At 70.5% G+C, this 14,393-nt stretch carries 14 protein-coding genes; 10 read left to right on the forward strand and 4 right to left on the reverse strand.

Annotation, left to right across the window (positions count from 1 at the left end):
• The first annotated feature begins 27 nt into the window (after window positions 1-27).
• The 3 genes from ACFXBC_RS24490 (at window position 28) to ACFXBC_RS24500 (ending at window position 3,267) form a co-directional block, all read left to right on the forward strand.
• Window positions 28-672 (forward strand): TetR/AcrR family transcriptional regulator, encoded by a 645-nt coding sequence (locus ACFXBC_RS24490; protein WP_385028272.1) that lies wholly within the window; start codon window positions 28-30, stop codon window positions 670-672.
• Window positions 673-824: 152 nt separating this feature from the next.
• Window positions 825-1,859: an endonuclease/exonuclease/phosphatase family protein gene (locus ACFXBC_RS24495; protein WP_385028275.1), complete on the forward strand. Its 1,035-nt coding sequence runs from the start codon at window positions 825-827 to the stop codon at window positions 1,857-1,859.
• A 184-nt stretch (window positions 1,860-2,043) separates the two neighbouring features.
• Window positions 2,044-3,267, forward strand: a complete 1,224-nt coding sequence (locus ACFXBC_RS24500; protein WP_385028277.1) for an MFS transporter — start codon at window positions 2,044-2,046, stop codon at window positions 3,265-3,267.
• Here ACFXBC_RS24500 and ACFXBC_RS24505 read toward each other — a convergent pair.
• From ACFXBC_RS24505 to ACFXBC_RS24520, 4 genes are all read right to left on the reverse strand, one after another.
• Window positions 3,239-4,990 carry an NAD+ synthase gene (locus ACFXBC_RS24505; RefSeq protein ID WP_385028280.1) on the reverse strand — a complete coding sequence of 584 codons (1,752 nt, stop codon included), beginning with the start codon at window positions 4,988-4,990 and terminating at the stop codon, window positions 3,239-3,241. The two genes, ACFXBC_RS24500 and ACFXBC_RS24505, sit on opposite strands and share 29 nt — an antisense overlap.
• Window positions 4,991-5,157: 167 nt before the next feature.
• Entirely contained in the window at window positions 5,158-7,110 is a 1,953-nt protein-coding gene (locus ACFXBC_RS24510; protein WP_385028283.1) for a protease pro-enzyme activation domain-containing protein, read from the reverse strand.
• Window positions 7,111-7,219: 109 nt separating this feature from the next.
• Entirely contained in the window at window positions 7,220-7,813 is a 594-nt protein-coding gene (locus tag ACFXBC_RS24515; RefSeq protein WP_385028305.1) for a DUF305 domain-containing protein, read from the reverse strand.
• A gap of 68 nt (window positions 7,814-7,881) precedes the next feature.
• Complete coding sequence (locus ACFXBC_RS24520; protein ID WP_385028286.1) at window positions 7,882-8,571, reverse strand: DUF3105 domain-containing protein; 690 nt, start codon at window positions 8,569-8,571, stop codon at window positions 7,882-7,884.
• A 143-nt stretch (window positions 8,572-8,714) separates the two neighbouring features.
• On the opposite strand from ACFXBC_RS24520, the gene ACFXBC_RS24525 reads away from it, so the two are divergent.
• From ACFXBC_RS24525 to ACFXBC_RS24555, 7 genes are all read left to right on the forward strand, one after another.
• Window positions 8,715-8,888: a hypothetical protein gene (locus ACFXBC_RS24525; RefSeq protein WP_385028289.1), complete on the forward strand. Its 174-nt coding sequence runs from the start codon at window positions 8,715-8,717 to the stop codon at window positions 8,886-8,888.
• On the forward strand, window positions 8,885-9,340 hold the full coding sequence (locus tag ACFXBC_RS24530; protein WP_385028292.1) for a monovalent cation/H+ antiporter complex subunit F: 456 nt from the start codon (window positions 8,885-8,887) through the stop codon (window positions 9,338-9,340). Before ACFXBC_RS24525 ends, ACFXBC_RS24530 begins: the two co-directional genes overlap by 4 nt.
• Window positions 9,333-9,599, forward strand: coding sequence for a Na(+)/H(+) antiporter subunit B (locus tag ACFXBC_RS24535; RefSeq protein ID WP_385028295.1), 267 nt, complete (start codon window positions 9,333-9,335; stop codon window positions 9,597-9,599). Before ACFXBC_RS24530 ends, ACFXBC_RS24535 begins: the two co-directional genes overlap by 8 nt.
• Window positions 9,596-10,447 carry an MnhB domain-containing protein gene (locus tag ACFXBC_RS24540; protein ID WP_385028298.1) on the forward strand — a complete coding sequence of 284 codons (852 nt, stop codon included), beginning with the start codon at window positions 9,596-9,598 and terminating at the stop codon, window positions 10,445-10,447. The genes ACFXBC_RS24535 and ACFXBC_RS24540 overlap by 4 nt, the downstream gene beginning before the upstream one ends.
• Window positions 10,447-10,794, forward strand: coding sequence for a sodium:proton antiporter (locus tag ACFXBC_RS24545; RefSeq protein ID WP_385028309.1), 348 nt, complete (start codon window positions 10,447-10,449; stop codon window positions 10,792-10,794). The genes ACFXBC_RS24540 and ACFXBC_RS24545 overlap by 1 nt, the downstream gene beginning before the upstream one ends.
• Before the next feature lie 14 nt (window positions 10,795-10,808).
• Window positions 10,809-12,566, forward strand: coding sequence for a complex I subunit 5 family protein (locus tag ACFXBC_RS24550; RefSeq protein ID WP_385028312.1), 1,758 nt, complete (start codon window positions 10,809-10,811; stop codon window positions 12,564-12,566).
• A 370-nt stretch (window positions 12,567-12,936) separates the two neighbouring features.
• Window positions 12,937-14,298: a glutamine synthetase family protein gene (locus ACFXBC_RS24555; protein WP_164259935.1), complete on the forward strand. Its 1,362-nt coding sequence runs from the start codon at window positions 12,937-12,939 to the stop codon at window positions 14,296-14,298.
• Window positions 14,299-14,393: the final 95 nt, after the last annotated feature.

The raw sequence follows: 14,393 nt of genomic DNA on the forward strand, positions 1-14,393 counted from the left end.
ACACGGACAGCGAGAGGCGGAGCGGGCGTGCCCCCGACGGAACAGCGGAACAGGCCGGCTGAGCAGCGGCGCGGGCGGCCGCGCTCGGAAGCGGTCGAGCGGTCGATCGTCGAGGCCGTGGTGAAGCTGCTGGAGGAGGGCGTCCCGCTGACCGAGGTGTCCATCGAACGCGTGGCCCGTACGGCGGGCGTCGGCAAGGCGACCATCTACCGCCGCTGGAAGGGCAAGGAGGAGCTCTTCATCGATGTGCTCAAGGCCATCGAGCCCGCCGCCCCCGAGCTACAGGGCACCTCGGTCCGCGACCATCTGGTCGCGATGCTCGAATCGCTGCGCCTGCAGGGCCTCGCGAAGCGCTCGTCCACGCTGCTGTACAACGTCTTCGCACAGATGCAGAGCTATCCGGAGCTCTGGCGGGCCTATCACGACACGGTCGTCGAGGCCCGGCGCCGGATGGGCGCCGAGGTCGTCCGCCGGGGGATCGAGGAGGGCGCGATCCGCTCCGACCTGGCCCCGGACCTGATCAACGACCTGTTCGTGGGGCCGATGCTGCTGCGTACCGTGCTCCGCCCCGACGCGGAGCTCGACGACGGTCTGGCGGCCCGGCTCGTGGACGCGCTCCTGGAGGGTCTCGCCCCTCGGGAGCGCGGGTCCGACCCGGGGCAGCACGGCTGAAATATGCGCATTCCGTCACAACCGGAACTCCAGTACTGCCTGCCACGTCCTCGTGACAGTACGGCCGTGTCATCACGGCGCGGAAAGAGCCGCTCGATCGCTTAGTGTCAGGGGCGGTACGGCGTGCACGGCAAGGCAGCGAGGGCAATGGTATGGCGCAGGCGCACTTCACGGACACGGACACGGAGCACGGCGGCTCGGAGTACGGGCGTTCCGAATCCGGTGCCCGGCGTCTGTTCGGCGGGCGCTGGCGGGGTGACCGCGGGATCTGGCGCCGCGGCATCGTCCTCGCGTGCTTCGCCGTGCTGCTCACGCTGACGATGCTCTTCCACGCCCGCATCCCCAACGACATCGGCAACCTCGGCAGCCTCACCGAGACCTTCCTGCCGTGGCTGGGTGTGGTCGGTGTCCCTGTCCTGCTCATTCTGGCGCTGCTGCGCCGCTCGGCCACCGCGCTGATCGTCCTGCTGCTGCCGGTCATCGTCTGGCTGAACACCTTCGGCGGACTGATCAGCCACAAGTCGGCCGCCGGCGGCGATCTGGTGGTCGCCACCCACAACGTGAACGCGGACAACCCCGATCCGGTGGGCACCGCGAAGAAGGTCGCCGCCTCGGGCGCCGATGTGGTCGCCCTGGAGGAGCTGGCCTCGGGCAAGGCCCCGGTGTACGAGAAGGCTCTCGCCTCCACCTACCCGTACCACGCGGTGGAGGGCACGGTCGGGCTCTGGAGCAAGTACCCGATGGGCGACACCGAGCCGGTCAACATAAGGCTCGGCTGGACCCGCGCCATGCGGGCCACGGTGGCCACGCCCAAGGGCAGGGTCGCCGTCTATGTCGCGCACCTGCCCTCGGTACGGGTGAAGCTCGACGCCGGGTTCACCGCATCGCAGCGCGACCAGAGCGCGGACGCGCTGGGCGCGGCCATCAAGCGGGAGCCGATGCACGACGTGGTGCTGCTCGGCGACCTCAACGGGACGATGAACGACCGTTCGCTGGATGCCGTGACCTCGCAGATGCGCTCCACCCAGGGCGCGGCGGGCAACGGCTTCGGCTTCAGCTGGCCCGCGCGCTTCCCGATGGCGCGGATCGACCAGATCATGGTCAGGGGCGCCGACCCGGTCTCCTCCTGGACGCTGCCCAGCACCGGCAGCGACCATCTGCCGATCGCGGCCCGCCTCAAGCTGTAGGCGCAAGCGCCCGGAGACAGGGGCCCGCGGGAGATACGCGTCACTTAACGCGGTATTCACCTGCCGGAACAATGCGGCGGGGAGACTTTGTTCAGCAAGAGAACTTAAGCTGGTCTCCCCGTGCGCCGTCGCACCGTCGTACCGGGCCCCGTGTCCCCGCTCTCGTAAGAGAAGGTCTCCCTCCATGCCCCTGGCCCTGCTCGCGCTGGCCATCTCCGCGTTCGGCATCGGCACCACCGAGTTCGTGATGATGGGCCTGCTGCCCAACGTCGCCGGTGACCTGGGCACCTCCGTGCCCACCGCGGGTTATCTCGTCTCCGCCTACGCGGTCGGCGTCGTCATCGGCGCCCCGCTGCTCACCGCGCTCGGCTCCCGCATCCCGCGCAAGCGGATGCTGCTGCTCCTGATGGGTCTGTTCACCGTCGGCAACCTGGCGTCCGCCTTCGCACCCGGCTTCGGCTGGCTGCTGGCGGGGCGGGTGCTTGCCGGGCTGCCGCACGGCGCCTTCTTCGGCGTCGGCGCGGTCGTCGCGTCCGGCCTGGTCGACGAGGGCAGGCGCGGCCGGGCCGTGGCCACCATGTTCCTCGGTCTGACCGTCGCCAATATCGTCGGCGTCCCCGCGGCGACCCTGCTCGGACAGCACCTCGGCTGGCGCGCCACCTTCGTCGTGGTCGGTGTGATCGGCCTGGTGGCGCTGGCCGCGCTGGCCCGGCTCGTCCCGTACGTCCCCGTCGACGCGCACCAGGGCCTGCGCCACGAGGTGCGCGCCCTCGGCAACCGTCAGGTGCTCCTCGGACTGCTCACCGCCGTCTTCGGCTTCGCCGGGGTCTTCGCCGTCTACAGCTACCTCGCCTCGATCACCACCGAGGTGATGGGCCTCTCCGAGTCCTCGGTGACCCTGGTGCTCGCCCTCTTCGGCATCGGTATGACGCTGGGCGCGCTGGCCGCGGGGCCGCTGAGCGACCGGGCCCTGCGCCCCACGGTGTACGGATCGTTGGGCGGGCTCGCCGTCGTGCTGGCCGCGTTCGACTTCACCGTCCATGTGAAGTGGGCCGCGCTGGTCAGTGTGGTGCTCCTCGGAGCGGTCGGTTTCATGACCACCACCCCGCTGCAGATGCTGGTGATGAAGAAGGCCAGCTCGGCGCCGACGCTGGCATCGGCCTCCAACCACTCCGCCTTCAACCTGGCCAACGCGGGCGGCGCCTGGCTCGGCGGGGTCGCCATCGCGGCCGGCTGGGGCTGGATGTCACCGACCCTGGTGGGCGCGGGACTGGCCGTGATCGGCCTCGCCATCGCGGTGACCGCCGGGGTCCTGGACCGCGGTACGCCGAAGGGGGCCTCCCGCGTGGTCGCGGAGGGCCCCCGTACGGAGCGTGCGCTCAGCTCGTCTCGCGCCAGCGGTTCGTGATCGGCAGCCGCCGGTCCTTGCCGAACCCCTTCGCGGAGATCTTGGTGCCCGGCGGGTACTGACGGCGCTTGTACTCCGCGGTGTCCACCATCCGGAGCGTCTTCGCCACCAGCTCCGGGTCGAACCCGGCCGCGACGATGGTGTCGAGGCCCTGGTCGGCGTCGACGTACCGCGCCAGGATCGCGTCGAGCACCTCGTAGTCCGGCAGCGAGTCCGTGTCGACCTGGCCGGGGCGCAGCTCGGCGCTGGGCGGCTTGGAGATCGAGTTCTCCGGGATCGGCGGGGTCTGGCCCCGCTCGGCCGCTGCCCGGTTGCGCCACTCGGCGAGCCGGAAGATGGAGGTCTTGTAGACGTCCTTGATCGGCCCGTACGCGCCGACCGAGTCGCCGTAGAGCGTCGAATACCCCACGGCCAGCTCGGACTTGTTGCCCGGCGCGAGCACGATCTGGCCCTCCTGGTTGGAGAGGGCCATCAGGGTGGTGCCGCGCAGCCGCGACTGGAGGTTCTCCTCGGCCAGGCCGGTGAGCGAGAGCGACTCCATGTACGCGTCGAACATCGGGGCGATCTCGACGGTCCGGTAGTTCAGCCCGGTGCGCCGGGCCAGCTCGGCCGCGTCGTCCCGGGAGTGGTCCGACGAGTACTTGGACGGCATGGACACGCCGTACACGTTCTTCGCACCGAGGGCGTCACAGGCGATGGCCGCGACGAGCGCCGAGTCGATACCGCCGGAGAGCCCGATCAGCACCGAGGAGAAGCCGTTCTTCGCGGCGTACGCCCGCAGCCCCACCACCAGCGCGGTGTACAGCTCCTCGTCGTCGTCCAGGCGGTCCGCGTAGCCGCCGGGCAGTTCGGCCGGGTAGGCGGGAAGGGGCTCGTCGGAGAGTGTGACGTGTTCGATGCGCAGCCCGTCGGCCACGACGCCGGCGGGGACCTGGCCCGCGGCCGGCAGCTCCAGGTCGACCACCACACAGCCCTCGGTGAACTGCGGTGCCCGTGCGACGACTTCGCCGTCCCGGTCGACCACGATCGAGTCGCCGTCGTAGACCAGCTCGTCCTGGCCGCCGGTCATCGCGACGTACGCGGTGGTGCAGCCGGCCTCCCTGGCCCGCCTGCGGACCAGTTCGAGGCGCTGGTCGTCCTTGTTCAGCTCGTAGGGCGACGCGTTGATCGAGACCAGCAGCCCGGCCCCCGCGGACCGGGTGGCGGGGACCCGGCCGCCGTCCTGCCAGAGGTCCTCGCAGATGGCGAGCGCGACATCGACGCCGTGCACCCGGATCACCGGGAGGGTCTCGCCCGGGACGAAGTAGCGGAACTCGTCGAAGACGCCGTAGTTCGGCAGATGGTGTTTGGAGAAGGTCAGCGCGACATCCCCGCGGTGCAGCACGGCCCCGGCGTCCCGCGGGGCGCCCGCCGGCTGCCCGTAGCGGGGCTGGGCCTTCTCGGTGCGGTCGAGGTAGCCGACGACGACAGGGACGTCCCCGAACCCCTCGGCGGCCAGCCGTGCGGCGAGCGCGCGCAGCGCGGCCCGGGACGCGTCGACGAAGGACGACCGCAGGGCCAGGTCCTCGACGGGGTATCCGGTCAGCATCATCTCGGGGAACGCCACCAGATGGGCGCCCTGCCCGACGGAGTGCCGGGTCCAGTGGACGATCGCCTCGGCGTTCCCGGCGAGGTCACCGACGGTCGAGTCGATCTGATTCAGTGCGAGGCGTAGTTGAGGCACCCCGCCAGTGTAATCGTCTCTCTGACGCGATGTCCTGTCGGGAGGGTGCGCGGTATGTCACTGCGAAACGGCCCCGCCCCCACCCGTCGTACAGGTGGGGGCGGGGCCGCGCAGCTGGCTGCCGCGTGCGACGCGAGGTCACCGCGGCGGTGTGCCGCCGTTACCGGTCAGCGCCTGGCGAAGGAGCTGAGGTAGGTGCGTCCCGGGCTGCCGACACCGGTCACGTCGTCGTAGCCGACGGTGGCGACCAGCGACGAGTCCGCGCCGAGCGTCCGCAGCGAGGTCAGCAGACCGCCGCTCGCGTCGACACTGTTGGCGAAGTCGACCCGGACGACCGACTGGGTGCGGCCCGCGCCCAGCGGGTGGTCCGTGACGTCGTGGTACGCCGCGGTGCCGTAGCGGGAGTAGATCGACGGGTTGGCGAACCCGATCGGAACCCCGTGCTGCGCCTGCTGCGCCAGCGCCTGGATGCCCGCGATGACCGGAGCCGCCAGCGAGGTGCCGCCGATGCGGTACTCGCTGTACTGCTGCGAACCGTCCGGGAAGGTCTGCGTCTGGCCCACCAGGAACCCGGTGTTCGGGTCGGCGACCGCGGAGATGTCAGGGATGGTGCGCATGGCCGTCTTGCCGTTGGCCTTGGCGAGCTTCCCGGGCACCACATTGCGCTGGTAGAACGGCTGCGCCACGGTCTTGCTGGTGCCGCCGCCCGCGCCGCCGTTGAAGGTGCCGGGGAACGCGGCCCAGTTCTTCCCGTTGGCCGACAGGTTCGACTTCAGTGTGCCCCAGCCGGTCTCCCACTGGTACTTGTCACCCTTGCCGACGGCGAGGGCAGTGCCGCCGACCGCCGTCACCCAGGCGGAGTTGGCGGGGGTGTCGACCTGCTTCGTACCGGTGTTGGCGACCTCGTCGCCGTTGTCGCCGGTGGAGAAGTAGAAGCCGATGCCCTCGACCGCGCCCAGCTGGAAGACCTGGTCGTAGGCGGCCGCCGAGGCCGGCGTCTGGTTGGCCTCGATGTCGCCCCAGGAGTTGGAGACGATGTCGGCGAGGTGGTTGTCCACGACCTTGCCGAGCGAGTCGAGCAGCGCGTTGTCGTCGCAGGAGGCGGCACCGACGTACACGATGTCCGACTTGGGCGCCACCGCGTGCACGGCCTGGACGTCGAGGGTCTCCTCGCCGTACCAGCCGGCCGCGCCGCACTCGTCGATGTCGGTGTAGTCGCTCGGCAGCACCTGCGAGAGCTGGCCCTTGGCGTACGCGCTGTCGCCGTTGCGCTTGGCGTACTTGGCCGCGTCCTGGGCGATGGTCGGCGAGGCGTAGGCGTCCGTGATGGCGACCGTGACGCCCTTGCCGGTCCTGTTGCCCGCGCCGTAGGCGGCCCGCAACTGCTTGCCGGTGTAGCCCTTGACCGCGTAGGGGGCCTTCTCGCCGTACGCGTTCGGGAGCTTCTTGTTGACCTTCTGGCCGTAGTACGACGACATCGGCCCGGCGTTCTTGAAGACCGCGCTGGGCGGGGGCAGCGTCGTGGTGTCGTGCTTGACGTTGTGCGGGGCGTTGTCGAGGCCGACCACCGTCAGCACCGCACCCTGGAGGGACGCGGGCGCGGAGGCCGTGGCCGTCGGGGCCCGGTAGGTCTTGCTGCCCTTGCGGTAGTTGTGCAGCTGGGTCGAGAACGCCTTCTCGGCCGCGCTGACGTCACCGCTGACCGAGACATAGTGCTGGTTCGCGCCGGTGACCTTCAGACCCGACGACTTCAGCCAGGCCTTGACCTGCTTGATCTGCTCGGGCGTCGCACCGAAGCGGGCCTTGGCCTGCTTCGCGCTCAGGTACTTGCCGTAGGAGGCGGACTGCGGGTCCGACACCTCCTTCGCGTACGCCGACAGGCCCTGGGCGTCGCGCCCGGCCAGATAGACGCGCGCGTTCACCTGGCCGGAATTCGCGCTCGCGCCACGGTCGGCGGTGGCCTTCGCCCACAGCGGCTTGGTGCCCTGGAGCGCGTGACGGCTGCCCGTACCGGAGTCGGCGTTGGCGCTGGGTATGGACAGAGCCAGCGCGCCGGCGAGCAGTGGCAGTGTCGCTGCCACGCTCAGGCCGGCGCGCATTCTTGAGCGGCTGGATCTCATGGAACCCCCTGTGTCGCGGTTCGTCGCAGGTACGCGTGTACGCCACACCTTGCCCGATGAACTGCTCATGCCAGGGGCATGCGATGACCAAGAAGAACTCAAGGAACGGTCATGAACGGGCAGTTGATCCCGTTGTTGCCGAAGCGCCCCTTTCCTTCAGCAGATCGGCCATGAGCTGCACTTCGGACTGCTGCGCGGCGACCATCCCCTGCGCCAGCTTCTTCTCCGCGCCGGTCCGGCACAGCTGCACACAGCCTTCCGCCATGTGGATCCCGCCCTTGTGATGGGCCGTCATCAGCTGGAGGTAGCGGATCTCCGCCTTCCTGCCGCTCAGCTTCCGCAGGGTGTCCAGCTGCGCCGTCGTCGCCATACCGGGCATCAACGCCCCATCGGTGGACGGCTCCTGGCCCATCCCCATCCACTCCATCGGCAGCCGGTCGGCGTCGCTCACCGGCAGCCCCCAGAGATTCAGCCAGCCCGTCATCATGCCGCGCTGGTTGGCCTGGGTGTTGGCGATGTCGTACGCGAGGCGGCGCACATCGGCGTTCCCGGTGCGGTCCCGCACGATGAACGACATCTCCACGGCCTGCTGGTGGTGGACCGACATATCACGGGCGAAACCGGCATCGGCCGAACCCGCCGAGGGCACCCCCGCGACGCGAGCGGTGGACACATGGCCGCCGCCCCCGGTGGTGAACGCCATGGTCGCGGCGGCCGCGCAGAGCAGTACGAGGACGGCGGCGGCGACGGCCATCAGCCGGGTGCTCCTGGTCACTGGCCGTCCAGCCCGCCCGTGCACGCCGCACCCGGTTCCGGGGTCTGCGGGCCCTGCACGTACTTGGTGAAGAACTGGTTCACCCTCGGGTCGTCGGCGCCGTCCACCGTCAGCTGCTTGCCCCAGGCGCTGAGCATGATCGCGCCCGACTGGCCGGGGTACGGGCTCATCAGCGAGTACGGGGTCCTGGCCACCTTCGCGCCGAGCTTCTTCACATCGCCCGACGGCGCCTTGTCCGTGTACGTGACCCAGACCGAGCCGTGCTCAAGGGAGTGGACGGCGTTCATGTCGGGGAGCGGCTTGGTGTAGACGTTCCCGTTGCAGTTCATCCAGACCTGGTTGTGGTCCCCGCCCACCGGCGGCGTCATCGGGTAGTCCACCTTCTTGGTGACATGGGTGCGGCCGAGCTTCTTGATGTCCCAGTCCCGCTCGCCCTTGATGGGCCCGGCCGTCGTACCGCCGTCCGCCTTGCTGTCGGACGCGCCGCTGCCGGAGGCGGTGTTGGCGCTCTCGTCGTCGCTGTCGGCGCTGACGAGATAGGTGCCGAAGCCGATCAGCCCCGCGAAGGCGACGGCCGCCACCGCGATCACGGCGATACGGACCCGCCGCTCACGCGACCTCTCGGAGCGGCGCATCTCCTCTATACGGGTCCTGCGATCGTTCTTCGAGCCCTGAGTCGAAGCCATCGATGAGTCCTCAAGTCCTGGTCGGATACGGACGGTCCGGGGGCTCAGATCGTAGTGGCGGGGCACACGGCATGGCACAGGGGCCGGACAGCCGGAGTGCGGCACTGTGGCCGGGGGCACCGGCACACGGAGGTGGACGAAGGGTGCACAAGTATGCGATCGCCGCGGAAGTGCTGCTCTGGTGGGTGCTCCTGACGGCGTTGTGGCTGGTTCTCATCAGCACCGTGGATGTACTGGAGACGGTGGTCGGAGCGGCCCTGGCGCTGCCCGCCGCCGTCGCGGCCCGCGCGGCACGTACGGCGGTGAGCCGGCGGTGAACGGCTGGCTGTTCGCCGCCGCCGCGGTGCTGGTGTGCGGAGTGGCACCGACGCTCTGGGGGGTGGCCACCGGACCGCTGCGGCGCCGGGTCGTCGCCCAGAACCAGGCCACCCTGCTCGTCTGCCTCGCCCTGCTGCTGCTCGCCCAGGGGTTCCGCCGCCCCTCCGCGTACACCGATCTCGCCCTCGTGCTGGCCGTACTCGGCCCGGTCGGCACCCTGGTGTACGCCCGGCTGCTCGCCGACGACCTGGCGGACGACCCGCCGCGCAGCTCCAGGACCACCTGGCCGGCCGTCGCCGCCACGGTGCTGGTCGTGCTGCCGCTGTGTGTGGTCACCGGAGCGAGCCGCGCGACGGTCAAGCTGCTCGTCATCGGCGCCCTGCTGATCGCGGGCAACATCGTCGCGTCCCGGGCGCTCGACGACCCGGTCCCGGAGGCGGCCCATGACTGAAGCCCTGACCGCCATCGCCCTGCTGCTGGTCGCGGGCGCCGCCACCGCTGCCGTCCTGGTCCGCGACCCCGCCCGGCAGGCGCTGGTCCTCTCGCTCCTCGGCCTCTCCCTGGCCGTGCTCTTCACCGTCCTCCAGGCCCCCGACGTGGCGCTCTCGCAGCTCGCGGTGGGCTCGGCGCTCACCCCGCTGCTGGTGCTCCTCTGCGTACGCAAGGTCCGCCGCAGGCGCGGTGCCGAGCAAAAGAGGCGGAGCGGATGAGCCGGCGGATGCGCCTGTGGGTACTGGTCGTCGGCCTGGCCGGAATCGCCGCCATGCTCGCCGGGGCCTACCGGCTGCTCCCCCGTTTCGGCGGCGACATCCATCCGTACGGTGAGCGCGCGGTACGGGCCGCGCTGGGCCGGCACACCGCCAACGTCATCTCATCCGTCAACTTCGACCAGCGGGCCTTCGACACCCTGGGCGAGGAGAGCATCCTCTTCGGCGCGGTCCTCGGCACGGTCGTGCTGCTGCGCCAGACCCGGGGTGAGCGGCAGTACCGTCCCGAGCCCGCACCCGTCCTGCCGTCCGTGCGCCGCTACGCGCTGGTGGCGCTGCCGGTCACGCTGCTCGCGGGGATGTATGTGGTCGCGCACGGCCAGCTCAGCCCCGGCGGCGGATTCCAGGGCGGTGTCGTCATGGCCACCGCGCTGCATCTGCTCTACATCGCGGTCGACTACCGGGCGCTGGAGCGGATCCGGCCCATCGGCGTCTACCACATCGGGGACGCGGCGGGGGAGGGCGCCTATCTGGTCCTGGGGCTCGCGGGGCTGCTCTGCGGGACGTCCTTCCTCGCCAACTTCCTCCCTTACGGCACCTTCAACACCCTCGCGTCGGGCGGGACCGTGCCGCTGCTCAACGCGGCCATCGGGGTGGAGGTCGCCTGCGCGGTGGTCGTCCTCCTGGCCGGCTTCCTCGACCAGGCGCTGGAGATCGAGGAGACGGAAAGCAGGACGGGGCAGACAGAGACGGGGCAGACGGAGACGGGACAGACGGAGAGCAGGACGGGACAGACGGAGACGGGACAGACGGAGACGGGGAAGACGGAGACAGACAGGGAGCGGGAATGATGTCCGTACTGCCGTACGCGACCGCCGGGTGGATCTTCCTCATCGGGGTCTACGGCCTCGCCACCAGCCGTAACCTCATCCACGCCGTCGGATGCCTCGCCGTCTGCCAGTCCTCCACCTATGTCCTGCTGCTCTCCGTCGGCTACCGCGACGGCGGGACCGCCCCGGTCTTCTCCGACCTGAAGCCGGGCGCACGGCCCCTGGTGGACCCCGTCGTACAGGCGCTCGCCCTCACCGATGTGGTGGTCGGCGCGACCCTCACCGCACTGCTGCTCGCCCTCGTCGTACAGATCGACAAACGGCACTCGACGGTCGACCCCGACGAACTCTCCGAGCTGCGCGGATGACCGGGTCCGGGCAGCTGAACCAGCTGCTTCCGCTGATCGTGGCGCTGCCGCTCACCGGCGCCGTCGTCCTGGTCGCCGCCGGACGCAGACTGCCCAGGTCCGCCGCCGAGGTGGTCGGCGCCGTCTTCGCCGCCGGCACCGCCGCGCTCGCCGCCGTGCTGCTCGCGGGCGGCTCGGACCACGCGGCCGAATGGGTCGGCGGCTGGACCCCCGAGCACGGGCGGAGCGTCGGCATCGTCCTGACCGGCGACCCGCTCGCGCTGGGGCTCGCCACGCTGACCTCGCTGCTCGTCGTCGCCGTACTCGCCTACTCCTGGCGGTACTTCGACGAGCCGCCGTTGCGGCACGCCGGGGCGTTCCCCGCGCTCGTGCTGCTCTTCCAGGCCGGTATGTGCGGTTTCGTCCTCACCGGAGACCTCTTCAACGCCTTCGTCTTCTTCGAGCTGATGAGCGTGGTCGCCTACGCGCTCACCGGCTACCGGGTCGAGGAGGCGAAGGCGGTCCAGGGCGCGCTCACCTTCGGCGTCGTCAACTCGCTCGGCGCGTACGCCACCCTCACCGGGATCGTGCTGCTCTACGCCCGCACCGGCGAACTGGGCATGCGGGCCATCGGACGGCGCCTCGACGAGCAGGGCCGGCCGGACGCCCTGGTCCTCACCGCCTTCGTCCTGGTCCTCACCGGGCTGCTGGTCAAGGCGGCGGCCGTCCCCTTCCACTTCTGGCTCCCCGACGCGCACGCGGTCGCCCCCACCCCCGTCTGCATGCTGCTCTCCGGGGTCATGGTCGAGCTGGGTGTCTACGGCACGGGGCGGGTCTACTGGACCGTGTTCGCCGGTCCCGGCGGGGTCCCGGCGCACGACGCGGAACGGGCCCTGGTGACCCTCGGTGTGCTGACCGCACTGGTCGGGGCCGTCATGTGCTGGTACCAGCGCCACCTCAAACGCCTGCTGGCCTTCTCGACCGTCGCGCACACCGGCCTTTTCCTCGTCGGCATCGGACTGCTCACCCCGCAGGCCTCGTCGGGCGTCGCGCTGTACGTACTCGGGCACGCGGGCGTGAAGGCGGCGCTCTTCGCCTGCGCCGGTATCCTCCTCGACCGCTACGGCTCGATCGACGAGCACGAACTGCACGGCCGGGCGCGCGGACTCCCGTTCGTCGGGGCGCTGTTCACGGTCGGCGGTCTTGCACTCGCCGGGTTGCCGCCCTTCGGTACGGCGCTCGGCAAGGCGGTCATCGAGGAGTCGGCCGGCGCACCCCTCACGGTGCTCTGCGTCGCGGTGTCGGCGCTCACCGGGGGAGCGGTGCTGCGGGTCGCCGCGCGGGTCTTCGGCGGGTTCGGGCGGCGCCCCGGCGAGCAGCACGGCGGAGCGTACGAGACGAGCGGGGAGCACGAGGAGCCGGAGACCGGCGGACGGCCGCTGTCCCGTGTCCCCGACACCATGCTCGTCGTACCGGCGGTGCTGCTCGCCGCGGCGCTGGCCGTAGGTCTGGTGCCGGACATCGCGGCAGCCGCCGGCCATGCGCTGGACGAGGCCGTGCCGGGGAGGGCGGAGCACCCGCCGCAGTGGTCGGCCGCCGGAGTGCTCCTGGGAGTGCTGTCCACGGCGCTCGCCGCGGCCCTCGCCACCGTTGCCGTGCGCCGGCCGGACCGGGCCGGGGGGCCCGACCGGTTGTTGCAGCCGCTGCGCCGGCTCCACTCGGGGCACGTCGGCGACTACGTCGCCTGGCTCGCGGCGGGGGCTTCGCTCCTTGGCGCGCTGGTCCGCTGGTGACCCGTACGGCGCCGAGCGGTGACCTGTACGACGCCGAGCGGTGACCTGCACGACGTCGAGCGGTGACCTGCACGACGTCGAGCGGTGACCTGTACGACGCCGAGCGGTGACCCGTACAACGCCGACAACGTACCCGGGTGTTCGCCGTCCCCACGGCCCTCACCGCGGCCGCGGGGAAGGCCGGAGACCCTGACTCGTTCACGGCCTCCACGTGACCCACAATGGAGGCTGCGGGACACCCGAGCGGGGTGAGATGTTCGGACGAGGGTTCGCAACAAGCTGGAAATCGTGTGGTGGGATGCTCATGAGCCCCGGGGACTCCGGAGGCGTGGGAGCAGGTGGCTGACCGGCGAGGATAGGTAGGAACGGTATGGATAAGCAGCAGGAATTCGTGCTCCGTACGCTGGAGGAGCGCGACATCCGCTTTGTGCGCCTGTGGTTCACCGACGTCCTCGGGTTCCTGAAGTCGGTCGCCGTGGCGCCCGCCGAGCTTGAGCAGGCGTTCGACGAGGGCATCGGTTTCGACGGGTCGGCCATCGAGGGCTTCGCGCGGGTCTACGAGTCCGACATGATCGCCAAGCCGGACCCCAGCACCTTCCAGATCCTGCCCTGGCGTGCGGAGGCCCCCGGCACCGCCCGGATGTTCTGCGACATCCTGATGCCGGACGGCTCACCGTCCTTCGCCGACCCCCGCTATGTACTGAAGCGGATCCTGGCCAAGACCTCCGACCTGGGTTTCACCTTCTACACCCATCCGGAGATCGAGTTCTACCTCCTCAAGGACAAGCCGCTCGACGGCACCCGCCCCACCCCCGCCGACAACTCCGGCTACTTCGACCACACTCCGCAGAACGTCGGCATGGATTTCCGCCGGCAGGCGATCACCATGCTCGAATCCATGGGCATCTCGGTCGAGTTCAGCCACCACGAGGGCGCGCCGGGTCAGCAGGAGATCGATCTGCGGTACGCGGACGCGCTGTCGACCGCCGACAACATCATGACCTTCCGGCTGGTCATGAAGCAGGTCGCCCTTGAGCAGGGCGTACAGGCCACCTTCATGCCGAAGCCGTTCAGCGAGTACCCCGGCTCGGGCATGCACACCCACCTCTCCCTCTTCGAGGGTGACCGCAACGCCTTCTACGAGTCCGGCTCCGAGTACCAGCTCTCCAAGGTGGGCCGCTCCTTCATCGCGGGCCTGCTGACACACGCCGCCGAGGTCTGCGCGGTCACCAACCAGTGGGTCAACTCCTACAAGCGCATCTGGGGCGGCTCTGCCCGCAGCGCGGGCGCGGGCGGCGAGGCACCCTCGTACATCTGCTGGGGCCACAACAACCGCTCGGCGCTGATCCGCGTCCCCATGTACAAGCCAGGCAAGACCGGCTCGGCCCGGGTGGAGGTCCGCTCCATCGACTCCGGGGCCAACCCGTACCTGACGTACGCGCTCCTCCTCGCGGCCGGCCTCAAGGGCATCGAGGAGAGCTACGAACTCCCGGCAGGCGCGGACGACGACGTGTGGGCGCTCTCCGACTCGGAGCGCCGCGCGATGGGCATCGAGCCGCTGCCGCAGAACCTGGGCGAGGCGATCGAGCTGATGGAGCGCAGCGAACTGGTCGCGGAGACGCTCGGCGAGCATGTCTTCGACTTCTTCCTCCGGAACAAGAAGCAGGAGTGGGAGGAGTACCGCAGCGAGGTCACCGCTTTTGAGCTGCGGAAGAACCTGCCGGTGCTGTAGGGGCGGGCAGCCGGACCCCTTCCTGTCCGGGGGCCGTCCCCGCCCGCCACATGCTCGGCGTCATGGCCCGTGCCACCACGTCGGAGAGCGACGGC

Source organism: Streptomyces sp. NPDC059398, assembly GCF_042751845.1.
Taxonomy (GTDB): Bacteria; Actinomycetota; Actinomycetes; order Streptomycetales; family Streptomycetaceae; genus Streptomyces.